Origin of the sequence: Sporosarcina sp. P29 (assembly GCF_002743265.1) — a bacterium.
Lineage (GTDB): Bacteria > Bacillota > Bacilli > Bacillales_A > Planococcaceae > Sporosarcina.
Map to the genome: position 1 here is coordinate 46,482 of NZ_PDYX01000006.1, position 23,792 is coordinate 70,273.

Sequence of the window (23,792 nt, forward strand, 5' to 3'; positions counted from 1 at the left end):
AGCTACTTTATATAAGTAGTTTTAAATTTAATTGTAAAGCTTCTTACTCGTTATATCACTTTTTCAAAGCTTCTTCAATGATTCGATTTTGTTCTTTTTTATGAGAAGCTCCATCACCTTCAGAAGGACTTGAACGCTTAATACGTCCTACGTAAGAAATGTCCTTACCGTCAGCTAGTTTTTCTAGGAATGGATAAGCGAATGACCATGTCCCCATGTTCTTCGGCTCTTCCTGAACCCATACTAAATCTTTTGCTTTCGGGTAGCGTGCAAGGATTTCTTTGATTTTGTCGGATGGGAATGGATATAACTGCTCTACACGTATCACGTGCAAGTAGTCGAATCCTTCACCGTCTTTAATCTTCTCCGCTAGGTCGATTGCCATCTTCCCGCTTGCAAACAAGATCTTTTTAACTTTTTCAGGTTTTTTCCCTGTGCCAGGTTGCTCAAGAACTGTCTTGAAGTGACCTTCCGTTAAGTCTTCAACATCTGCTCCAACTAGTGGATGACGAAGTAATGACTTAGGTGTAGCAATAACTAACGGACGCTCTGCTTCGCTGCCGAGAATTTTCGACTGACGACGCAATACGTGGAAGTAGTTTGCTGCACTAGAAATATTCGCAACTGTCCAGTTGTTTTCACCACAAAGTTGTAGGAAACGCTCAATACGAGAACTGGAGTGTTCTGGTCCTTGTCCTTCAAATGCGTGTGGCAACAATAGCACAAGGCCAGATTGCTGACCCCACTTCGAATAACTTGAAGATACGAACTGGTCGAACATGACTTGTGCCATGTTTGAGAAGTCACCGTATTGTGCTTCCCAGATCGACATCGTTTTGTCTTCTTCTAAGTTATAACCGAATTCATATCCTACGATACCTGCTTCGGACAGTGGGCTGTTATACGCCACGAATGAAGCAGTAGATCCGCTAATATGATGCAATGGAACAAGTTCTTCACCTGTTTTTTCATCATGTAATACTAAATGACGCTGTGCAAATGTACCGCGCTGGATATCTTGTCCAGAAATACGGATTGGCTTACCGTCTTGAATGATTGAACCGAATGCCAATTGCTCAGCATGTGCCCAGTCGATTTTCCCTTTACCTTTAAACGGCTCTAGGCGACGCTTCAAGATTTTATCCAATTTATTGAAGACAGTGAATTCTTCTGGATACGTCAATAGCTCATCGTTCATTTGACGAAGGCGATCTTCCGCTACCCCTGTTTCAAGATCACGTGGTAGTCCAGCTTGTACCACTTCCGGTGTTGCATTAGAAATTTCCGGAGCGTCTGCTGATTCTTCTTTTACGTGATCGTACGCTTCTTGCATCGTTGCGATCACCGACTTGTCCATTTCTTTAACCTCTTCATCTGTTAGAAGCTTTTGCTCTACTAGACGCTGTCCGTAAATTTCACGAACTGTAGGGTGTTTATGGATTTCGTGGTACATCACTGGATTTGTCACTAGTGGCTCATCCATTTCGTTGTGTCCGTAACGACGGTAACCAATCAAGTCGATTAGTACGTCTTTGCCGAACGCCTGGCGATATTCAAATGCCAGTTTTGCAACAGCTAGTACTTCTTCTGGGTGATCTGCATTCACGTGGAATACAGGCACTTCATAGCCTTTTGCTGGATCAGATGCATAGTGTGTAGAACGGGAATCATAATATTCCGTCGTAAAGCCAATCGTGTTGTTGGCAATGACGTGGACCGATCCACCTGTTCTAAAACCGCGAACACGAGAGTAGTTAAATGATTCTGGAACGATACCTTGTCCAGGGAACGCTGCATCACCGTGTACTAAAATCGCGTATGCTTTATTTGTATCTTGTTGTGGAATACCTGGGTTGTCCGTGTTTTCTTGGGCAGCACGAGTCTGACCCGTAATTACAGGGTTTACTACTTCTAGGTGAGATGGGTTATACGCAAGGAAGCGATTCATCCCAGACTTACCTTTATGAAGAGCACCCATATGGTATTTCACGTCACCGAACCAGCCGCGCGTTACTTCAAGAGATCCGTCTTTTGGTAAGAACGGTGAAGCAGGTACGCCTGCGAATTCTGCAAACATCATTTCGTATGGTTTGTTTAAGTTGTGCGTCAATACATTCAGACGTCCACGGTGAGCCATGCCGATTAGCACTTTTTCCATTTTCGCATCTTCGGAAAGACGCATTAATTCATCAATTAAGACGACTAATGTGTCCACACCTTCGATGGAGAAACGTTTCGCTCCTACGAATGTACGGTGAATGAATTTTTCAAAGCCTTCAATTTTCGTCAAACGCTCAAGAAGTTGTTTTTTCTCGTCTTCTTGCATTTTTGACTGTACGTCGCCGTTTTCAATTTTTGATTGAATCCAGTTACGTTCTGTTTCATCGATCAAGTGAGAGAATTCATATGCGATGGAGCCTGTATAAAGAGACTTCAAATAATTCATTGCATCTAATCCATTTTCAACTGTCGCTGGAACATTTTTCAAGAACAAAGTTGCTGGCAATCCGACCAGATCGCTTTCTGTCAATCCATGATATGACAGTTCAAGACGGGATGTATCTTTAGGTCGATCGTTTAATGGATAAATGTCTGCTGCAAGATGTCCATAAGAACGAATAGCTTCAAGTAAAGAATAAACAGCAAGAACTTTACGCAAATCCGTTTGGGAACCTTGCGCTATAACTGCCTCTTGACCTGACTCATCCATCTGAGGCGCACCAAAATTCCTGAATAGCTCTGCTAAATCAGGATCTACTGCATCTTGATCTGTTTTGAACAGATCGTACATTTCCATTACATACCCAAGGTTTGGACCCGAAAAATTAGCATACGGGGAACGATGGGAATCCACATTGTTCGACATGTAATATAACCTCCACATTTGCCTATCGGCGTGTTGTGTTTATTTTAACTACTTCTATACAATAATAGCACGCAAACCTTAGAACTGAAAGGGATTAATCCTAATATGCGTAGTTTTCTGCAAAGTACTTGGAAATATATTAAAAAATACTGAAAACTACGTCTCTTAGGCACTTCGCGTACATTCTCATTTTTGGAACGATAAAATCAATTCTGCCATCTTTTCAGGTGTCTTCGGTTCTGTCGTCTTTTCAATATTCGACAGCAATCGATTTTTTTCCTTCACGAGTTCATCAAATTGTTCTGTAACAGACTGCACTTCGAATTGCTCTTCTTCTATTTGTAATGCCAATCCCTTAGAAGCGAAGTATTCTGCATTCAATATTTGATCACCACGGCTCTTTGAGGCGGCAAGGGGAACAAGCAACATCGGCTTATGGATCGCAAGCAATTCGAAAATTGCATTCGACCCCGCACGCGAAACCGCATAATCAGCAGCCGCTAGCAAATCAGGCAATTCATCGGTGACATATTCATACTGTACGTACCCCGCCACTGAAAGACCTTCTACCACATTCCCTTTACCACATAAATGAATGATCTGATACTTCTGTAGCAACGCGGGTAATTCATTGCGCACCGCTTCATTCAACACGGCAGAGCCTTGACTACCTCCCATGATAATGAATACCGGCTTTTCGGAATTCAAACCTGTTCTGCGTAATCCCTCTTGCCGATCGCCCATAAACAGCTCAGGACGAATAATCGGGCCTGTGCATTCAGATTTTGCTGTCGGCACATATTGCAACGTCTGTTCAAAGACAGTAAAGATTTGGGATGCGAACGGCAATGCCAATTTATTCGCAAGTCCTGGCGTCACGTCTGATTCATGGACAACAACAGGTACATTTGCAAGTTTCGCTGCCATGACAACGGGTACCGAAACGAAACCTCCTTTAGAAAAGATGATCTCCGGCTTCAGTTTCCGCAAAATAGCGAGCGCTTGTAGCGTCCCTGCACCAACACGAAATGGATCCGTAAAATTCTTCATTGAGAAATACCGACGCAACTTACCACTTTGTATTGCGTGATAGACCACTTCCGGATGACCTTCTCCTATCAACTCTTTTTCAATACCTTCATGAGAACCAATATAATGCACACTATACCCTTTACCCAAAAACACAGGAATTAATGCTTGATTGACGGATACGTGTCCTGCTGTACCGCCACCTGTTAAAACGACTACCGGTTGTTTCATTCATTCCATCCTTCCCTATGCGTTGCCTACTATATTTCATGCTACACTAGTCAAAACGAAAAAAATTAGTAGAGGAAATCAAAACTATGACTACTGTAACGAAACCTTTGCAACAAAAAACATCCATTTTTATTAAGATTATGATTCCCATTGTGATTACGCAAGTCGCGCTTTATCTGATGTCATTCTTCGATATTCTCATGACAGGGCGCTACGACACGTTCCACTTAGCAGGCGTGACCATCGGCAGTTCCTTCTGGATACCAGTCTATACCGGCCTTTCGGGAATTCTGATGGGCCTGACTCCTATTATCGCACAGCAAATCGGTGCGAAGAATAAAAGCGATGTCCGTCCGACTGTCCAGCAAGCATTATACGTATCTCTCGCTCTTTCAGCAATCATTTTCGTGCTGATCCACTTTGTCGTGTTACCCGCTATTACGAGAATGCCACTGGATGCACCGGTAATAGAAGTAGCGTCCGCCTATCTGACGGGTATGAGCATTGGATTGGTGCCGTTGATGGCCTACACTGTTCTGCGTTCATTCTTTGACGCACTCGGTGCAACCCGTGTCTCAATGTTTATCATTCTGTTATCTGCACCCATTAATATCGCATTAAACTATTTATTGATTTTCGGTAACTTCGGTTTTCCAGAACTAGGTGGTGCTGGCGCTGGGTATGCATCCGGATTCACCTACTGGCTCGTGTTCTTCATCGCGGTGCTAATCGCTTGGTCATCCCGCCACTTTAAAGAGTTTACGCTGTTTAGTGGATGGCAACGAATCTCTTTCCGCAAATGGAAAGAAATTTTACTCATTGGCGTGCCGATCGGATTATCCATATTCGTAGAAACGAGTATCTTTTCTGTCGTCACATTATTAATGAGCAGTTATACCGCACAAGTCATCTCGGCTCACCAGATCGCGCTCAATTTCACGTCTCTCCTCTATATGGTGCCGTTAAGCGTCTCGATGGGTACGACGATACTAGTCGGTCAATCAATTGGTGCGAATAAAACGAAGGACGCGCGCGAGTATACGTATCTCGGCATAGCGTTCGCTGTGGTTTTCAGTTTCTTATCCATATTCATTTTACTGATGTTCCGTGAGTCGATTGCTTCTATGTATACGACGGACACAGCGATTATTACACTAGCCGTGCACTTCTTCATCTATGCCGCACTCTTCCAGCTATCGGACGCAGTGCAAGCGCCAATCCAAGGTGCGTTACGTGGCTACAAGGACGTAACGATGACATTCCTAGTCGGTGTCGTGTCATTCTGGCTCATTGGGTTGCCTACAGGATTCGCACTCGCCCGCTATACGGAGCTAGGCGCATACGGATACTGGGTTGGTCTCATAGTTGGTCTATCGGTAGGTGCGGTGATTCTGTCGTTTAGGTTACGGTTTATACAGAATAGGTATCGTGAAGTGGAATAATGAGTTGGTTACAGGCTGATGGAGTTTTGATTCCATTGGCCTTTTTTGTGTCTGAAGTGAATGAGAGCCATGCAAGTTATGCTCATTCATTCGTCTAACGCGCTCATAGTTCATCTGTATCCGCTCTATGGTCAACGTGAAGTGCTCTATGATACGAGGCAACCGCTCTATCAAAGTCCACAACCGCTCATACTGCACGTCAAGCGCTCTATACTAACCTGTATCCGCTCATTACCCCTCGCATCTCTATCAGTCTCAACTACTCTCTTGAACTTCTACAACGGAAATCATGCAGTCTCTAACTCTCCCCATTAAAAAAAGCTAACGGAAATCACTCCGTTAGCCTAACTAGCTTTACTTCTGTATAAACTGCTGTGTCCAATAGTGTCCATTCGCATCATAACCGATACCGATATGCGTAAACCCAGGCGTTAGGATATTTTGACGGTGTCCAGCTGAATTCATCCAAGCTGTCACGACATCCTGTGCACTGCGCTGACCCATCGCGATATTCTCGGCTGCCGAACTATATGTAACACCATTCTGTTTCATCTGATCAAACGGTGAACCGTATGTCGGGCTCGTATGAGAGAAATAGTTGTTCGCTGCCATATCGGCTGATTTCTGCTTTGCGGACTTTTGCAAGGCTGCATCGATCTGCAACGGCTTGAGTCCTGCCTTCGTACGTTCCGCATTCGTCAAATCGAGTACGGCTTGCTCTGTTGCAGACACATTCGCTGTTTGTTGTGCCGGCTTGTCTGTTTGTGGTTTCTCCACTGGTTGGTTTGGCTGAGTTGGTTGTTGTGCAGGTGGTGTCGGTTTCGCAACCGGACGTTGTTGTGGCTTCTGGTACTGATAGTTACCAAAGTAATACGTGTACACCTGCTGATCCGATACATTCCACGTATAGGTGTGTGTTTTCACCTGATTTGTCGTGCTTGCCTCTGCTGCATGTGTAGGCAATAAAATAGCTGAGCTTAATAAGATGAGTGATAAAGGTTTTTTCATCTTGGTCCCTCCTTTTCTACGTGACCTAGCATAACGTCAAAGAAAAGGAGAGATTTTGGTCAAACCTACCAATTTGTCCAATGAACTCTAGAAAGCTATGGAATGAGAGTCTGAGAACGATGTAATTAGCAACCTTATCCAGTAGAGAAGACTATTAACAATAGAAAGCTATTGACAACTAGTTTTTTGGCGTATATTCAATGTCGGTGAGTTGCTCTCCGATGATCACTAATTTAGACGGTATTTGCATATATTCAGGTATCCAGTTGACCATGCCATATGCATATTGGAATAAATGCGAGTACCGAGAACCTTCTAGTTGGATATAGCCTTTCATCCGGTAGACGCTGTCTGGTAATGTCCGCACCCAGTCTTCAAAATGTTGTTGGTTGATCGGTGTATCAAACGCCAACACCTTTGATGCAAGTGGTAATCCACTACCTGTTGCGACCGGCTGCTTGGGTGCTTCCACATTGACCATCTTCTCGATATAGCTGAAATCGACTTTCGCGTTCACGGTCTGGACGAGCGGTGCGTAACTATTAAATTGCGTCACTTGCATCGTCACGAACGCCAATTGGTTGTCTGTCAGCAAATCCGTCTTATTGAGCACCATGAAGTGTGCGTGGCGAACTTGCTCGAGGAATAATGCCTGTATACGAGGCGACAGCTTATCACGGTCGATCCAGCGCTTGGCGTCCACTACAGTAACAATTCCCTTGACGTCTAGTTTCTCTGCGAATAACGGCGAGTAAACGGCGTCTAACGCTTCTACAGGGTGAGCAGCACCTGTTGTTTCAATGAACAGTACGTCAATCTCCGGATAATCTGCTAGTAAGCCTTGTAATTGTGCCTCTGTAGATTCCGCACCCGTACAGCATATACAGCCGTTTAGTAATTCCTTTAACGGAACCTCTCCTGCTTCCTCGACGATTTGACTGTCGATATTCAGTTCTCCGAATTCATTCATTAGAACAGCTGGTTGTCTTCCTGATTTCTTTACCTGGTCTACCAGATTAACGAGTAGTGATGTCTTACCGCTTCCGAGAAAGCCGCTGAGTAAATATACATCGATCATAGTTATATCATCCTTTTCCATAGAGAACACGCGCCCAACGATTGCTGGACGCGTGGATCTTTGATTATGAGTTAATTTCTTTTAACACGACTTCTTTCGCTTTCAGCAATTGCGGGTCATCTTCTTTCATCTTGTCCCGTAATTTCTGCATTAAGCCGACTGTTGTATCGCCAGTCAAGATGCCTGTCTGCTCTTGTGATAGATCTTTCTGCAACGCTTTAACGGCTTGTGCTGTACCTGCGTCGTAGAGACCATCTGCTTCTCCTGGGTCATACCCTACCGCTTCTAACATCTCTTCTGCCGCTTGTACGGAAGGTGAAACGAGACCTTCGTCCATCTCTTCAGATGAATCTAGGAAAGGAAGTGACGCATACGAAGGGTACGGTACTTTCACGTCAGGCACGATCCCTTTTTTGTGGATCCAGTTGCCGTCTGGAGTTAGCCATTTCGCTGTCGTTAATTTCAAGTTGGAGCCATCCGGTAATTGAGTCGGTGTTTGAACCGTTCCTTTACCAAACGTCTTCACGCCGACAATTGGAATACCCGCAGACTCTTTTAACGCACCTGCTAAGATCTCAGACGCGGACGCACTGCCCTCATCTACGATCAACGCGACGGGAACGGTTACTTTCTGTCCGTCAGACGAAGGATACGCTTCCGGTGCCTTCCCTTTTTCCTCCGTTTGGAATAAAACTTTGCCATCCGGAACGAATAAGTCGGAAATGTCGATTGCACCACTTAAGATGCCACCTGGATTTTGACGCACATCAATGAGTACGCCTTCCATGCCTTTATCAGTCATTTCATTCAGGGCTTCGAGTAATTCTTCATACGTATGTTCAGAGAACGATGTAATATTGATATGTGCGATGTTATCGTCGAGCATTTCTGCATAGACCGTATTGATCGGAATCACGTCACGGACGATTTTCACGTCAAACGGATCCGATTTCTCGCCGCGTCGAACAGATAATGTCACAGTGGACCCTTTTTCTCCACGGATGAGCAATACTGCTTCCGATGAAGACAAACCTTGTATGCTTTCGCCGTCTACTGATAGCACCGTATCATTTGGTAGTAAACCCGCTTTTTCAGCAGGTGAGTTTTTGATTGGTGACACGATACTAATATAGCCGTTTGACTCTTGAATTTCCGCACCAATTCCTTCGAAACTTGAAGATATGCTTTCATTCAATTGCTTGGCTTCTTTTTCATTTAGATAATCGGAGTACGGATCACCCAATGAATCAACCATTCCGTTGATTGCACCGTCGATGACAACTTGATCATCTACATCGTCAAAATAACTTTCTTTCAGTTGATCGTATGCCTCATACAGTTTCTTGAACTCTTTTCGTTCCATACCTACTTGATTCGGTTTGACGACTTCTACTACTTTTTCGTCTCCTACCGTCAGTGCAACGAAGGTAACGGCGGCTGTCGCCAGTACAAGGAAAAAAATGAGCATGATCAGAGAAAACGGTTTGATCCGAATAAAGCGAGTAGGTTTCTGCGCTTCCGGTTGAGGTTTCTCGTTCTCATGCGAATCGTTTTCGTTCATTGTCTTCCCTACTTTCCATATCCCTGCAAAAGACCGCTGCCAAGAGCGGTCTTTTACAAGTTTCTATCTATTCTATTAGTCAGCAATTGCTGCGTCTAGCGCAACTTCGATCATCTCATTGAATGTCGTTTGACGCTCTTCAGGAGTCGTAATCTCTCCTGTAAGGATGTGGTCACTAACTGTTAGGACAGCTAGTGCTTGACGGCCATAGCGAGCTGCTAGTGTATACAGTGCTGCAGCTTCCATTTCCACTGCCAATACGCCGTGACGCGCTAGTTTTTCATGCTGTGCGTCTTCATTATAGAAGAAATCTTCTGTATAGACGTTTCCTACTTGTAAATGCAAGCCTTTTTCTTTCCCTGCATTATACGCTTTCATCAATAAATCAAAGTTCGCAATCGGCGCAAAACGAATCGGGCCGAATGTAACGTCGTTTAGTGAAGAATTTGTTGTCGCACCTTGTGCCAAGATAACGTCCCGTACTTTCACGTCTTTTTGAATCGCACCGCATGTTCCAACGCGAATCAATTTTTGAACGCCAAACTCCTGCATTAACTCGGTTACGTAGATAGAAATAGATGGGACGCCCATCCCAGTACCTTGTACGGAAATGCGTTTGCCTTTGTATGTTCCTGTAAAGCCAAACATATTACGTACTTCGTTATACTGTACGACGTCCTCTAAAAAAGTTTCTGCGATATACTTCGCGCGCAATGGGTCTCCCGGAAGAAGAACTGTTTCTGCGATATCGCCTGGTTTTGCATCAATATGTATGCTCATCTTTTTTTCAGCCTCTTTTCACTAATTTGTTATTATCATACAGTGAATAATGGCGAGATGCAATGAAACCCTCGCCATTTATCTACTGCAAAGCTCTTGATAGATTGCGTATATTTCGTCAAATGTAGTAGAACGTAAATGATCGTCCGCCATGTCCTCGACGTAACGCGACAATGAATCGAAATCCTCTTCATCCTTCGGGAAACCGGCATCGACAAACATTCTATCTGCAAACAACGCCTTTACATCATCTTTTCCACCGCCACGGTAGCGTAGCGCGAAATGGTAAAAGGATCGATCCATCGTCGTCACCTACTTTCACTCAAATAGTCCTTTGTATTCTTCATAGCCTTCTTTTTCTAGGTCACTCACTGGAACGAAGCGCAATGCAGCGGAGTTGATACAATAACGTAACCCGCCTTGTTCTGTTGGTCCGTCAGGGAATACATGTCCTAAGTGAGAATCCGCTGTCTTACTGCGTACTTCCGTGCGGCGCATACCGTGAGCTGTATCGAAATGCTCGGTTACTTCTACGGCTTCGATTGGCTTCGTGAAGCTTGGCCATCCGCAACCTGCGTCGTATTTATCGTTCGAGCTGAATAACGGTTTGCCTGATACGATGTCTACATAGATTCCGTCTTCGTAGTGTGCATCATATTCATTACGAAACGGTGGTTCTGTTCCGCTTTCTTGCGTCACATGATATTGCATCTCTGTTAATTCAGTACGTAAGTCTTTTTTCATGAACGATTCCCCCAATTTTCTTCGATAAATCCTGCACGACCTGATCCGACAGTGTAACGCGCGTAGTGATCCGGGTTCTTTTCATAATATTGCTGGTGATATTCTTCAGCTGGATAGAATACTTCCGCCGGGAAAATATCAGTCACAATCGGTGCGCTAAACTTGCCGCTGTCTTGTAAAGCTTGCTTCGATTGTTCTGCTGCTTGTTGTTGCTCGTCCGAGTGTGTGTAGATCGCTGACTTATACGATTCACCACGATCATGGAATTGGCCGCCTGCGTCAGTAGGATCGATTACTTGCCAGAAAACAGTCAATAATTCTTCGTAACTGATGACGCTATCGTCGAATTCGATCTCTACAGCTTCTCGGTGACCCGTTGTATTGGAACAAACTTCTTTGTACGTTGGATTGATGGTATGTCCTCCAGTATAACCACTCGTTACGGAATGTACTCCGTCGTATTGGTCGAACGGCTTGACCATGCACCAGAAGCATCCGCCTGCGAAAGTTGCGAGTTGTGTTGTCATAGTAATTGCCCCCTTAGTTTTTCGGTATCAATACTTCCAATATAATCTCATCTTGTGCTAAATTCACTTCTTTTGCCTTCACTTGGACGTCTCCCGAGATCGGCAAGTCTTTTAAATCGATGAAAATTTCTTCTTCTTTCGGTCGAACGACCATCCATTTTGGCAGCTCAACTGAACTCTTCAATAATTTCAATACCGTAGAAGGAGGTACATTCAATTGTCCTAATTCCATGGACGATTGTTTGAGAATTAAGTTTCCATCTTTTCGTACGATGGGATCAAAATGCATGGCAAGCGGTAATGTATGCGAGAACACCGTAAGTTCAGACGTTAACAATACATCGTCGCGCATTTCTAATTCCACTGGCAACTTGCCTTTTACCGCTTTTCTAATATATGTGTTTGCTATTCCTTCAAAATTCACTTTGGTTGTATTGAGTGCCAAAGTATAGCCTTCCCCTTTTGCCTCTTTATCTTCCGGTAGGGGGGGAGAAGCGGTAGCACCACTGATGAGGATAATTACTCCCACGAGCGCCGCTGCCACTATTCCTGCCAGGCTGAAAAACGCTACTTTCCAAATATTCATATTGTACTTCACTCCACTTCCAGGTCAACCGCTGAACAGCTTTTAATTTCTCTTACAAAACGCTTTTCCATCAAATCATATCCTTTACTATTAGGATGGAAGAAGTCTGTGTGATAAACCAGGTTTTCATTCGAATTAAATAAATCTTTTACCGGAACAAAGCAAGCCATGCCGTCTTGTTCCACTTGTTCTTCAATTGAGCGGTTCCAGTCAGCGATAATGTCTTCGAACTCCTGTACCTCGTCCGTTACGACGGAGAACGGATTGTAAAGACCCGCCACGATAATCGGTGCATCGGGGTTATACAGACGCAAAATCTCGAACAACTCTTCAATTCTATTTTCGAATTTACCGAGCGCCTTATAGAAATCAGACATTTTCATCTGCATGAAGTTCCCTTTGACGACTTTCATGATATCATTGCCACCGATCGTAAAGACGATATAATCTGCCTGAATGATCGCTTCTTGTACGTCTTCATCTTGCAATTGCTTTAAAAACTGGTCGCTGCGCCGTCCGCGTTTCGCTAAATTCACGGCGTCCACTTCCATAATGCCTTTCCATTGTTCCATGTCCGACGTCAAACGGCCGAAATATCCGCCTTCTTTACGTTCATCGCCGACTCCTTGTGTCAATGAATCACCTAGCCCTAAGACGTTCACACGTTTCGGGATAAAAGTTTCTGGCACAATAAACGGATCGAACGCAACGGTATCACGTTCCGCAAGCGTCGTCTCTTTTTTGCTGAATGGGGCCTGGCACCCTGCTAAGAACAATGAAAAGACGAGACCTAGCACTAGCATTCTTCTCATAATGTCATATCCTTTGTAGTTAGTATCACTCGGTGTAATACATGAATCCGATCGCGCCTTCTCCTGTATGGGTACTGACGATCGGTGTTGTAAATGTCAGCATCACGTGAATCCCCATCTCTTCTATCTTGCTTTTGAGCGGTTCCGCCATCGCCAGACCGTTTGCATGGGCAATCCCAACACTACGAATTACTTTCCCTGCTGTTTCTTTCTTAAACTCATCAAATAAATACGAGACTACTTGTTTATGGCTGCGCACTTTTGCGACGGGCGAATAGACCCCGTCTTTAAGCGACGCAATAGGTTTGATATTCATAAGGGAACCGAACATTGCTTTCCCTTTGCCGATACGTCCGCCTTTTACCATGTTATCTAGGACATCCAGTACGACGAATAAAGAGGAACTTTTACGTACATGATCAATTGCCTCCACAATCTCCGCTACTGTTTTGCCTTCTTCAGCCAGTCGGCATGCTTCAAGCACTTGGAACGACAATGCGTGCGAAATATACATCGAGTCGATGACGGTAACATCTGCGTCTGAAGCACGAGCTGCCGTTTCTGCGGATTTCACTGTACCGCTCATGCCACCGGTCATATGAATCGAGATGATTTGCGAGCCATCCGCTCCCAGTTCATCATAGAGAGTCTGGAATACACCCACTGCCGGCTGTGAACTTTTTGGTAATTCTTTTGCGTCGCGCATCAAGTTGAGAAATTCTTCCGGTTGGAGTTCTACGCCGTCAATATAAGACTTGTCATTGACGATTAGTGTTAAAGGTACAACATGGATATTGTATTGAGCAATCACTTCATCCGTTAAATCTGCAGTGGAATCCGTGACGATATGAATTTTTTTCATGATTTCTATCTCCTTCGCGTGTGGCTTTTGCGATTTTTATCGCTGTATTTGGTATAGTGTGTTGCAGGAGGTGCAATTATGGAAGAATCATTCGATTACAAGAATCTGCGGGAAGAACGCTGGAACGCAATTACGCATGCCATCGGGTTCTTACTCAGCATACCTGCACTAGTCTTGCTGATCTTAAAAGGTGTGAAACAAGGTACCGGAATCGCTATTACAAGTTACACGATCTTCGGCGTGTCCATGTTGTTACTATTTCTCGCGAGTACACTATTACATAGTATGCCGGTCAAGTTGAAATCTTTTTTCGCGATTCTCGACCATTCCGCCATTTATGTACTGATTGCCGGAACGTATACGCCATTTTTGCTTGTCACCTTAAAAGGGGCACTCGGCTGGACGTTATTTGGCATCATCTGGGGATTGACCTTGTTCGGTATCTTGTTCAAGGTCTTTTACATTCACCGCTTTGCCAAACTATCACTTGCACTCTATCTCATAATGGGCTGGCTCATCGTGTTAGCGATCAAACCATTATATAACGCACTGCCGCCAGAAGGCGTATGGTTGCTTGTGATCGGTGGGTTGCTCTATACAGCGGGTGCGTACTTCTTCATGTCACGCCGTGTACCGTATAATCACGCGATCTGGCACCTATTCGTTATGGCAGGCAGCGCATCTATGTTCTTTAGCGTTCTTCTCTATGTATAGAGAAGAGCGTTATTTTTTATCCCAAATTTGGTACGTGTACGCAGTGCCGTCTTTCGCATAATGTGGCTGAGACTTACTTGTTAACGCGTAGTCTTCTTCGTATTCCGGGAAAAATGTATCACCCGAATAATTTTTCTCGATGACCGTCACATACAACCTGTCAGCATTATCTGCCATCGACATCTTGAAAATCTCCGCGCCACCGATAACCATCACTTCGTCCGCATAGTCTTTCGCGAGTTTTACCGCGCTGTCCATATTATGAACGACCGTTACCCCGTCCGCTTCATAATCTTCATTTCGCGTAATGACGATATTTAATCGACCTTTTAACGGACGACCAATCGATTCAAACGTTTTGCGTCCCATAATCATCGCCTTGCCCATCGTCTTCTCTTTAAAGTATTGTAGCTCTTCCGGAATATACCACGGCATCTCATTGTCCTTGCCGATCACTCGGCCTAGGTCATGTGCCACTAATAATGAAATCATCGTATGTCCTCCTTATACTGCGATTGGTGCTTTAATTCTCGGATGCGGATCATAACCTTCGATCGAAATATCTTCCGTCGTCAAATCAAAGATCGAACGACCGTCGTAATTGACTTTCAATGTCGGTAATTCTTTCGGCTCTCTCGCTAATTGCTCGTGCACTTGATCAATATGGTTCTGATACAAGTGAGCGTCTCCTAATGTATGGACGAATTCGCCTACTTCTAAACCACATTCATGTGCAATTAAATGAATGAGTAATGCATACGACGCGATGTTAAACGGTACACCTAAGAAGACGTCCGCGCTGCGCTGATAGAGCTGGCATGATAACTTGCCGTCCGCCACGTAGAACTGGAACAGTAAGTGGCATGGTGGCAACGCCATATCATCCACTTCAGCTGGGTTCCATGCCGTGACGATGTGGCGGCGAGAGTCCGGATTGTTTTTGATGCTGTCAATCACTTGTGCAAGCTGATCGATGACACCGTTCGCACTATCCCACGCTCTCCATTGCTTACCGTAGACAGGACCTAGATCCCCGTGCTCGTTCGCAAATTCTTCGTCAGCTAAGATTTTCGCTTTAAATGATGCGAGCTCCGCTTTGTACGTAACCGCGAATTCTTCATCCTTCAGTACACGGCGACCAAAATCCGTCATATCCGGTCCTGTATACGCTTCACTTTTCACATACCGCTCAAATGCCCATTCATCCCAAATACCGTTACGTTCTTGAATCAACGTGCGGATATTCGTATCACCTTTTATAAACCATAGTAATTCCGAGACAATTAGACGAAACGCCGTCTTTTTTGTCGTTAATAAAGGAAATCCTTGCGCTAAATCAAAACGCATCTGATACCCGAAGACACTGTATGTCCCCGTACCCGTACGATCTCCCTTTTTTGTTCCTGTATCCAGAATATGTTGACATAGATTTAAATATTGCTTCATGCTTCAAGCTCCCTCTTCTGAAATTACACCTATTATAACATTGTTTGTGTTAGTACAAAGAGAAAGACATTGGAATACTGCACAAAAAAACATCCTACAAAACGGCTGATTGTAAAAGCTGTTTTCGCGGGGTGTTAATTATGTGCTTCGTGCATTTAATTTGTATTTTTCATTACAGCGGCATTTTTAAAGATGTATTACCTGTTCACTAACTTCAACTGCAATAATTCTACAACAAACTATGATTTATAAAATAGATTGGGTGGTGTATATAATTGAATATTAAAGAACGGAGTAAAATCTTTGCTTTTATTTTTGTGCTATTGTTTATTGTGACTTTCGTGGCTTCATTATATGCTTTTTGGGGGTTGGGGAATGAACGTGATTTCATAACCTGGATAGGAATCCTTTCAGGTGTTCTATCCTTAACATTGGCTTGTTACTTCTTTATTACAGAAAAACAAGAAAGCAAAAAACTAGCAGAATCTATTGATGGATTGAAAAGTACAATTGAAGAACTAAAAGTTTATCAAGAGAATCAAATAACCAAACAAGATGAACAAAATTTGAGATTGGAAAGTATTGAAAAGGAGCTGAACGTTTATCAAGAAAAACTCTCCTCAACAAATCTTCTCTCAATTTTTATTAATAGAAAGAAGTGGGAATAACATTGCCGATGTGTGTTTCGATAAACGTATCGGCTACATTTCATCAGTAATTACGTGTTAGGTCGTACACAATAAGAAACACCCGATTTTTATTAAGGTAGCAGGTACCTGCCTGACGATAGAAGCGAAACAAAAAACCGCATGAACCCCAATTCTACTAACTGGGCCTCACACGGTTTTTATTCAATTCAGTTTTCTCTAAACAAAACTTCAACATCTTACGAAAGCCACTTCGGCGGTGTGTTCTTCGACCAGTAAATATCCCCAACTGAATGGTGCGCCACAAATCCATCATCCGCTGTATGGTAATGGAAGTTATAGAAGTAGCCGTCAACCGGTCGCTTTTCCGTCCGAACGTGGAATTTGATCAGATCTTCATTCGCTGTCTTGTCATAGACGTGAAAAATCTTTTCCGCATAATCGCCTGAAGGCTGCTCAGTGATGGCGAGACGGCGATCCGCTGCATTATGTACGGTCGTTTGGATCACGGCTTCGATTCGTGGGAAAATCTCGTGATCGAATTCATTCTGGATTACGGGGCCGATACGCTGTCCGAATTTTTCATACGTTAATAGACGCGCGTGTGCGACCAATTGTTGTTCTCTAGTGTAGCTGTCTAGTGTCAGTAAGTCATCTCGGTTGTCTTGCAGTTCAAGGGAATACTCCATGCCTTCTGCGTGGGTTCCAGATTCATTTGGTTCATTCTTATCCGTAAAGTTTGTCCAAATTTCATGATTGGGTGTAATGACGCCCAGTGTCAACACGGCGACAGATGCGATCATCAGCCGCTGTAACCATTGCTTCATTTCCATCACTCCTTCAACATTCCGTCATACATCTACATAACTCATACGAAAAGCGTCACAAAAGGTTTCATCTTTTACTATTTCATTGTACAATAAAGTCAAACTTCAATCATCAATATTCACAAAATGTTCTCTGATTGCAAGTTAAGCGGATTTCAATTAACGCGCTACATATAAAGGAGGTCGCAACAATGGATGTTAACTTTCTACTAGGTATTGGTATGCTTGTATTGACTTTGTACTTGAGCTCCCTTAATTTCACGCACTAATTCAAAAGCGAAGAACGCCCTTTAGACGCAACAGACTGGCGTTATGTAAAAAACACAAAAAGACTGTATGGCTTAATAAAAAGCTATACAGTCTTTTTTCTATGTTAGTCGTTACGTAAAGAAATGAGAGCGCGCTAAAGCCCATTTCATTTCTCCAACACACCATAATGTACTTTCGTATATGGGCGAATTTGCTGAATAAAGCCGAAGCGTTCAAACATCGGTGACTGGTAGTGATCTTTCAGTACGACTCGTCGTCTACATACGCGCAAAGCTTCTGTAACCCATTGTTCAGTGACAGTATCCGTCACGCCAATTTCCCGTAGCACTTCAAAATTGGAAGACTCTTCAATCGGTGTCGTGAACATCGGGTCGAGGAATACGACGTCGCGTGAGTTCGCTTCGCAAGTTTTCAAGAACTCTACAGCTTCCGCATGAATGACTTGGATCCGTCTCATCGCTTCTTGTAGTAGTGGAAAGTCGATCGGAAAATTGTGCAATCCGACTTGGGTGAGAAACGCGATGATTGGGTCCGCTTCGATCCCTTCAACTGATCCTTGTTCTCCCACAGCACTCGCTGCAATAATCGCATCGGAGCCTAGACCGAGCGTACAGTCGAGGAAAGAGTCTCCTAGCTTTAGATCAGCCGCCACCACGAGTGGATCTGCTTCGCCTTTTAGAATACGTTTCAGGCGATAGGTGGCAGAGTTCGGATGAAAGAAGAACGGTTCGGTACCGTCTTTTTTGTAAAACGAATAGCGGTCCTTCCCCGCCACTAAGACATCCGCTTGATAGATGTCTTGGAGTGTAGGGATAGACCGCTTTTTCCGTTCGACGACAGGTGCCTGTAACGCGTCCGCTGCTTGATGCATCAGTACAGTGGACTGTTCATCTGGGCGTCCTGCTGTCGTAATAATCACGTTCACTGAGCAACAACTTTAGTTAAGACGTCGACGAGATGTTCTTTAATTTGATCTTTTTGGAAGTTTTCGATTTGTTCACGTGGAATAAAGTAAGCCACTTTGCCTTCATTCCAAATTGCGATGGATGGTGAACTTGGTGGGATTTCTGGGAAGTACGAACGGAATGTTTCCGTCGCTTCTTTATCTTGTCCAGCAAACACCGTAAATAGGTGATCCGGTTTTACTTCTTCTATTGCCTCGCGTACTGCTGGACGTGCTAAACCTGCTGCACATCCACATACCGAGTTGATCATGATGATCGCTGAACCTTCCAAGTCTTTAAGCGTATCGTTGACTTCATCAGCCGTTGTTAGTTCTGTAAATCCTGCAGTCGTTAGTTCTTCGCGCATCGGTGTAACGATTCCGCGCATGTACTCATCATAAGCGTTCATTTGAATATCTCCGCCTTTCGTGGGGTTAAGTGTTTTACGTCGTACTGACTTCAATAGTAAAGGATAGAAGGAATTATTTCACGTGATTGAGTTGGCGGATGCTAGATTATTGCATTTGCTAATATTCTCTAGGTGAATAATCGACTATATGAATCATCATTCATTTATGGTAAAGTAATCTTACTATTCTATAAAAATGATAAGGAGTGTGAAATATGGGGGAATTACTAGATAAGATCGCGGTCGTAACAGGTGCAGCACAAGGAATCGGTGAGAAGATAGCCGCACGTTTACTCAATGACGGGGCAACAGTAATCATTTTAGATGTCAATTTCGAAAAATTGGAACGAACAGCTTCGGCGTTGTATGCCTCAGGTGAGAACGTCTACCCTATGAAGTGCAACGTAGCCGATCCAGAAGATGTTTCGAAAACGTTCTCTACGATTTACGAGAAGTTCGGCAAGATCGATATATTGGTCAATAACGCAGGTATAACGAGGGATGCATTTTTCCATAAAATGACGCCCGAGCAGTGGCATTCTGTACTGGACGTTAATCTCAACAGCATGTTTTATACGTGCCAAGCGGTCATTCCGCAAATGCGTAAACAACAGTACGGTAAGATCGTCAATGTCTCCTCTTCTTCCAGCTGGGGCAACATGGGACAAGGAAATTACAGTGCATCAAAAGCAGGTGTACTTGGTTTGACTCGAACGCTAGCTAAAGAAAACGGTGCTAAGCAGATAACGGTCAATGCGGTTGCACCAGGACAGATCAATACCGATATGACGAAAGATTTGCCGGATGATGTAAAGAAAATGGCGACGATGTTAACGCCGGCGGGTCGTATGGGTGACCCTGCGGAAGTTGCTTCAGTGGTTGCATTTTTAGCTTCAGATGATTCGAGTTTTGTTAACGGAGAGTGTATTAGTGTCAGTGGCGGATTTTTGATGGTGTAAGTGAAAATATACCTGCGTGAGAACTTCTCGATTGTCCTCACACAGGTATATTTTTTATGTTAAACGCTTGCTTAGAGGCTTGAATCTAATAGCTTTTTGCAGTCTAGGAATCAATAGAATAGACAGAATCGTAACTCCGATATCCAGTGGTAAATACGCAACCATCCAAGACCAAGCAAGTGCATAACTGAAGCCAGCAGGCGCTTCTACCCAGTATACATACGCAAAATACATATAATTCGTACCGATTATGTAGTTCACTGCTATTGCGAGAAAACCTGCACCCGCATAACTAAACCACGATGGTTTACGCTCGAAAAACTTCCCTACGAAATAAGCTACAAAGATAAAGGAAATAATGTAACCAAACGTCGGGCTAATGAAACTACCGAGTCCCCCTTTAAATTGTGCAAAAATCGGAGCACCTGCCAACCCAATAAATAAATACGCAAACATAGACAAGGCCCCTAATCGGCTACCTAGTAATCCCCCTGCCAATATTGCAAATAGCAACTGAAGCGTGACGGGCACACCTCCAATCGTCAGTAGAGGCGCTATGTTCGCTCCCACCCCCATCAATGCCGCAAATAATGCGCAAAGTACAAGTTCTTTTGCTTTCATTTTCTAATCCTCCTACTTTCTATTGTTGTCTCACAATTTATATGTTAACATAATTTAGTATTTAGTTAACATATATTTTTAAAAGGAGTTTATAACGTGTCGATATTATTCATTACTGGAACAGATACTGATGCCGGAAAAACCGTAGCCACTGTGTTACTCAGTGAATTTTTATCTACGAACGGTCGGAATTTCGTCCCGTTTAAACCTATCCAAACAGGGGCGATTTTACGCAATGACAGCTTTGCGGCGCCGGATAGTATGACCTATGGTATGGCATCGGACAAAGAACAACTCTCCCCCGACTATTTATTCACTACACCTTGCTCGCCTCACTTGGCTGCCAGTTTGGAAGACGTACAAATCGATATTAATAGACTGACACAAACGGTGAAGAAGCATAGTGAAAGGTATGACGGCATCGTAGTAGAAGGAGCTGGGGGGCTATATGTTCCGCTAACCTCAGCAGGGTATTGCATGATTGATTGGCTGGCAGAATTGATGGCACCTGTGGTATTAGTGGCACGAGCGGGTGTTGGGACGATTAACCACACACTCCTTTCAATCGAAGCAATGAAAGCAAGAGGGATTCGAATCGCAGGACTTTTATTCAATGATATGGCGCAAGACTCCCCACATATCATCAAAGACAATGTGGAAATGATCTATAAGCTGAGCGGTATCCCAGTGATTGGGATCATTCCCTATCAGAAAGACATTCAAGAAACGCTGATGGATTCGGAAAAGAAAAAGACATGCTACGAAGAATGGGATTATACAATTTTAGAGGAGGCGTTACAGAGTGGAAGCAAATCAATTACTTAAGAAAAGCAAGCAATATATGTGGCTGCCATTTACACAGATGTCGGATTACGAGAAAGATCCGCTCATCATTGCAAGCGGAGAAGGCGTGACAGTGACGGATATACATGGCAAAACGTATTTGGATGGCTATTCCTCTTTGTGGCTAAATGTACATGGCCACCGAAAAAAGGAATTAGATGAAGCCATCCAAACTCAACTGCAGTCCATTGCGCATTCAACGTTACTCGGGGCTGCAAATATACCTTCAATTTTGCTGGCAGAGAAATTAGTGAAATTAGTTCCCGAAAGATTGACCCGCGTGTTTTACTCGGATAGTGGCGCGACATCTGTTGAGATAGCGGTGAAGATGTCGTATCAGTATTGGCAGAATAAAGGTCTCGAGAAAAAAACACGCTTTGTGACAGTTAGCAACGGATATCACGGTGATACGGTCGGGACGATGAGTGTCGGTTCGATTGAACTGTATCATAAAGTCTATACTTCCCTATTATTTGATGCACTCGTCATTCCATTCCCATCCGTTTACCGCCACCCTTCAGGTGATGAGAATATCGTGCGAGATGAAAGTCTACGGGAACTGCGTTTGTTATTTGAAGAACGCCATGAAGAAATTGCAGGAATGGTGCTTGAGCCGATGATTCAAGGAGCTGGCGGAATGAATACAATGCCAGCAGGTTATTTAAAAGGCGTTGAACAATTGTGCAATGAATTTAACGTTTTACTGATTGTCGATGAAGTAGCTACCGGTTTCGGACGCACTGGGAAAATGTTCGCTGTCGAGCATGAAGGAATCCAGCCCGATCTCATGACTGTAGCAAAAGGACTTACAGGGGGCTATTTGCCAGTCGCCGCAACATTTGCGACGGAAGAAATCTACGATGCGTTTTATGGAGAATATGAAGAAATGAAAACATTCTTCCATGGACATTCATACACAGGGAACCAGCTCGGATGTGCAGTAGCGCTAGCTAACTTGGAAATATTCGAGAAAGAGCAACTGGTAAAGCAGGCAGAGGAAAAGTCTATGTTGCTTAAGGAATTGCTAGTGGACGTCAAGCAACTTCCACATGTAGGAGATGTTAGACAATGTGGCTTGATGTGCGGAATTGAAATCGTGAAAGACAAGCACACAAAAGAGTCTTTCCCATTAGAAAGCCGTGTAGCTTACCGAGCTACACTGGAAATGAGAAAGCTCGGTTTGCTGACAAGGCCGCTCGGGGATGTCATTGTCCTGATGCCGCCTCTTGCTACATCAAATGAACAGTTAGCAGAAATGGTTGCTCTAATGACGGAAGGTATTCAAGCAGTGACAGAAGAATTGGTGGCTATGAGTAGTATTCAGCAATAACTACAAAATTTATAAAGACTGCACTAGAAACCATCATCGTTTCTAGCGCAGTCTTTCTTAAAACAGATATAAGTTAATTATCACTTCACAAACCGCTCCACCATTTCCCTAGTTACATTAAAACGTGGTTCCGTTACATCGCCATCTACTTCCTCTACTCCAATTAATACGGAAATCACCCGTTCTCCATTGAATACCCCACTGCCCGTAAAACACGAACCTGCCGCATCGGTATATCCAGTCTTTAATCCATCGATGCCAGCCATTTGCATACGCATACCAGGCAACAATAAATTCGTATTCCACATCTTCATTCCTTCATCAGACATGAAGTGCGTCATACTGGCGAATTCCAATACTTCAGGATGCGTGGCGATGAGTCGGTCAGCGATCACTGCCATATCATGAGCGGTTGCCAAATTGTTTTTATCGTCACCCCTGCCAAGATAATTGCCATCTAAGCCATGTGGATTATAGAAAACAGTTTTCTTTAGCTTAAACGCACGTGCTTGTTCATTCATGATCGCAACGAAATCCTCTTCTGTCCCTGCCACAATTTCAGCTAACGCAAGCGCTGCATCATTTGCTGAAATGACCGTCATCGCTGTAAATAGTTCACGTACTGTATAACTTTCATTCGCTTTCATGCCGAGCTTCGCAGCGCTAGCGAACTGTGCCATATCCATCACGGTGGGACTTGGTTGGTAGGTAGTTTCCCAGGAAATCGTGCCGTTTTTGATCGTATTCAAAACGATATATTGTGTCATTAATTTTGTCATGCTAGCAATCGGTAATGGTTTGTTACTATTTTTCTCATATAACACCTCACCTGTATGTGCATTCAAGAGAATCATGGCCTTCGACGAGGCACTCCAATTTTCATCAATCAATTGCACATCGTTCCATTGGGTAACAACCGCATAGATCCCCAAACAGATGAGTAACACCAGTAGTAATTTCTTCATGTATACACCCGCCTATACTATTCATTATGAAGGAGAAGTCTGAAGAATGGTAGCAGACGTTTCTTAAGATTGTATGAAGAATAACAAAATAAATTAACTGTAGAAAACATGCTCTACTTTTAGTGAAATGGTTTCATTTAGTTTCCCTAGTAGAAAATCGGCAGACCGCTAGTAGGTTATTTATTACTAGAAACTTCGTCGCTCGCTAACTACTTTAGAACTGAATTTCGAAATCCGAAATATAATCTACTTATATATGTAAGCGTTTGCTATAATCTAACTATTCAGGCT

The 23,792-nt window shown here is 43.7% G+C and carries 25 protein-coding genes; 6 read left to right on the forward strand and 19 right to left on the reverse strand.

Annotated features, from left to right (window positions below; translation table 11 throughout):
• Positions 1-55 precede the first annotated feature (55 nt).
• Both CSV68_RS07150 and CSV68_RS07155 read right to left on the reverse strand, forming a co-directional pair.
• Positions 56-2,866 carry a 2-oxoglutarate dehydrogenase E1 component gene (locus CSV68_RS07150; RefSeq protein WP_099661778.1) on the reverse strand — a complete coding sequence of 937 codons (2,811 nt, stop codon included), beginning with the start codon at positions 2,864-2,866 and terminating at the stop codon, positions 56-58.
• A 186-nt stretch (positions 2,867-3,052) separates the two neighbouring features.
• On the reverse strand, positions 3,053-4,126 hold the full coding sequence (locus tag CSV68_RS07155; protein WP_099661779.1) for an undecaprenyldiphospho-muramoylpentapeptide beta-N-acetylglucosaminyltransferase: 1,074 nt from the start codon (positions 4,124-4,126) through the stop codon (positions 3,053-3,055).
• 86 nt (positions 4,127-4,212) lie between these two features.
• On the opposite strand from CSV68_RS07155, the gene CSV68_RS07160 reads away from it, so the two are divergent.
• Complete coding sequence (locus CSV68_RS07160) at positions 4,213-5,568, forward strand: MATE family efflux transporter (protein ID WP_099633427.1); 1,356 nt, start codon at positions 4,213-4,215, stop codon at positions 5,566-5,568.
• Positions 5,569-5,922: 354 nt separating this feature from the next.
• Here CSV68_RS07160 and CSV68_RS07165 read toward each other — a convergent pair whose 3' ends face one another.
• The 10 genes from CSV68_RS07165 to CSV68_RS07210 form a co-directional block, all read right to left on the reverse strand.
• Positions 5,923-6,576 (reverse strand): CAP domain-containing protein, encoded by a 654-nt coding sequence (locus tag CSV68_RS07165; protein WP_099633426.1) that lies wholly within the window; start codon positions 6,574-6,576, stop codon positions 5,923-5,925.
• Positions 6,577-6,754: 178 nt separating this feature from the next.
• Entirely contained in the window at positions 6,755-7,654 is a 900-nt protein-coding gene (locus CSV68_RS07170) for a CobW family GTP-binding protein (protein ID WP_099633425.1), read from the reverse strand.
• Between the two features lie 64 nt (positions 7,655-7,718).
• The gene (locus CSV68_RS07175) at positions 7,719-9,215 is read right to left on the reverse strand and encodes a lmo1851 family serine protease (RefSeq protein WP_099661780.1); all 1,497 of its coding nucleotides are present in this window, start codon (positions 9,213-9,215) and stop codon (positions 7,719-7,721) included.
• A gap of 75 nt (positions 9,216-9,290) precedes the next feature.
• Positions 9,291-9,995 (reverse strand): purine-nucleoside phosphorylase, encoded by a 705-nt coding sequence (gene deoD / locus CSV68_RS07180; RefSeq protein ID WP_099633423.1) that lies wholly within the window; start codon positions 9,993-9,995, stop codon positions 9,291-9,293.
• A gap of 78 nt (positions 9,996-10,073) precedes the next feature.
• Positions 10,074-10,298 carry a YozE family protein gene (locus tag CSV68_RS07185; RefSeq protein ID WP_099633422.1) on the reverse strand — a complete coding sequence of 75 codons (225 nt, stop codon included), beginning with the start codon at positions 10,296-10,298 and terminating at the stop codon, positions 10,074-10,076.
• Between the two features lie 15 nt (positions 10,299-10,313).
• Positions 10,314-10,739: a peptide-methionine (R)-S-oxide reductase MsrB gene (msrB, locus tag CSV68_RS07190; RefSeq protein ID WP_099633421.1), complete on the reverse strand. Its 426-nt coding sequence runs from the start codon at positions 10,737-10,739 to the stop codon at positions 10,314-10,316.
• A complete protein-coding gene (msrA, locus tag CSV68_RS07195; RefSeq protein WP_199168399.1) occupies positions 10,736-11,272 on the reverse strand; it encodes a peptide-methionine (S)-S-oxide reductase MsrA in 537 nt (178 codons plus the stop codon). Before msrA ends, msrB begins: the two co-directional genes overlap by 4 nt.
• A 7-nt stretch (positions 11,273-11,279) precedes the next feature.
• Positions 11,280-11,852, reverse strand: coding sequence for a YpmS family protein (locus CSV68_RS07200; protein WP_099633419.1), 573 nt, complete (start codon positions 11,850-11,852; stop codon positions 11,280-11,282).
• Between the two features lie 8 nt (positions 11,853-11,860).
• Entirely contained in the window at positions 11,861-12,664 is an 804-nt protein-coding gene (locus tag CSV68_RS07205) for a GDSL-type esterase/lipase family protein (RefSeq protein WP_099633418.1), read from the reverse strand.
• Between the two features lie 25 nt (positions 12,665-12,689).
• Entirely contained in the window at positions 12,690-13,526 is an 837-nt protein-coding gene (locus CSV68_RS07210; protein ID WP_099633417.1) for a DegV family protein, read from the reverse strand.
• A 78-nt stretch (positions 13,527-13,604) separates the two neighbouring features.
• Between CSV68_RS07210 and trhA the strand changes: the two genes are divergently transcribed.
• A complete protein-coding gene (gene trhA, locus CSV68_RS07215; protein WP_099633416.1) occupies positions 13,605-14,240 on the forward strand; it encodes a PAQR family membrane homeostasis protein TrhA in 636 nt (211 codons plus the stop codon).
• Positions 14,241-14,249: 9 nt separating this feature from the next.
• On the opposite strand, the gene CSV68_RS07220 is transcribed toward trhA, so the two are convergent.
• A complete protein-coding gene (locus CSV68_RS07220) occupies positions 14,250-14,732 on the reverse strand; it encodes a dihydrofolate reductase (RefSeq protein WP_099661781.1) in 483 nt (160 codons plus the stop codon).
• Between the two features lie 12 nt (positions 14,733-14,744).
• Positions 14,745-15,686, reverse strand: coding sequence for a thymidylate synthase (locus tag CSV68_RS07225; protein WP_099661782.1), 942 nt, complete (start codon positions 15,684-15,686; stop codon positions 14,745-14,747).
• Positions 15,687-15,961: 275 nt separating this feature from the next.
• On the opposite strand from CSV68_RS07225, the gene CSV68_RS07230 reads away from it, so the two are divergent.
• The gene (locus CSV68_RS07230) at positions 15,962-16,354 is read left to right on the forward strand and encodes a hypothetical protein (RefSeq protein ID WP_099661783.1); all 393 of its coding nucleotides are present in this window, start codon (positions 15,962-15,964) and stop codon (positions 16,352-16,354) included.
• A 218-nt stretch (positions 16,355-16,572) separates the two neighbouring features.
• On the opposite strand, the gene CSV68_RS07235 is transcribed toward CSV68_RS07230, so the two are convergent.
• The 3 genes from CSV68_RS07235 to CSV68_RS07245 form a co-directional block, all read right to left on the reverse strand.
• Positions 16,573-17,160: a YpjP family protein gene (locus tag CSV68_RS07235; protein ID WP_099633412.1), complete on the reverse strand. Its 588-nt coding sequence runs from the start codon at positions 17,158-17,160 to the stop codon at positions 16,573-16,575.
• A 415-nt stretch (positions 17,161-17,575) separates the two neighbouring features.
• Positions 17,576-18,355, reverse strand: coding sequence for a class I SAM-dependent methyltransferase (locus CSV68_RS07240; RefSeq protein WP_233190390.1), 780 nt, complete (start codon positions 18,353-18,355; stop codon positions 17,576-17,578).
• The gene (locus CSV68_RS07245; RefSeq protein ID WP_099633411.1) at positions 18,352-18,783 is read right to left on the reverse strand and encodes a BrxA/BrxB family bacilliredoxin; all 432 of its coding nucleotides are present in this window, start codon (positions 18,781-18,783) and stop codon (positions 18,352-18,354) included. The genes CSV68_RS07240 and CSV68_RS07245 overlap by 4 nt, the downstream gene beginning before the upstream one ends.
• 215 nt (positions 18,784-18,998) lie before the next feature.
• Between CSV68_RS07245 and fabG the strand changes: the two genes are divergently transcribed.
• Positions 18,999-19,742, forward strand: a complete 744-nt coding sequence (fabG, locus tag CSV68_RS07250; protein WP_099633410.1) for a 3-oxoacyl-ACP reductase FabG — start codon at positions 18,999-19,001, stop codon at positions 19,740-19,742.
• Between the two features lie 54 nt (positions 19,743-19,796).
• On the opposite strand, the gene CSV68_RS07255 is transcribed toward fabG, so the two are convergent.
• Complete coding sequence (locus tag CSV68_RS07255) at positions 19,797-20,363, reverse strand: biotin transporter BioY (RefSeq protein ID WP_099633409.1); 567 nt, start codon at positions 20,361-20,363, stop codon at positions 19,797-19,799.
• Positions 20,364-20,459: 96 nt separating this feature from the next.
• Here CSV68_RS07255 and bioD point away from each other — a divergent pair, with 96 nt between their 5' ends.
• Both bioD and bioA read left to right on the forward strand, forming a co-directional pair.
• Positions 20,460-21,188, forward strand: coding sequence for a dethiobiotin synthase (gene bioD / locus CSV68_RS07260; protein WP_158233502.1), 729 nt, complete (start codon positions 20,460-20,462; stop codon positions 21,186-21,188).
• Positions 21,189-21,204: 16 nt separating this feature from the next.
• Entirely contained in the window at positions 21,205-22,536 is a 1,332-nt protein-coding gene (bioA, locus tag CSV68_RS07265) for an adenosylmethionine--8-amino-7-oxononanoate transaminase (protein ID WP_233192885.1), read from the forward strand.
• An 80-nt stretch (positions 22,537-22,616) separates the two neighbouring features.
• Here bioA and CSV68_RS07270 read toward each other — a convergent pair whose 3' ends face one another.
• Entirely contained in the window at positions 22,617-23,501 is an 885-nt protein-coding gene (locus CSV68_RS07270) for a D-alanyl-D-alanine carboxypeptidase family protein (protein WP_099633406.1), read from the reverse strand.
• Positions 23,502-23,792: the final 291 nt, after the last annotated feature.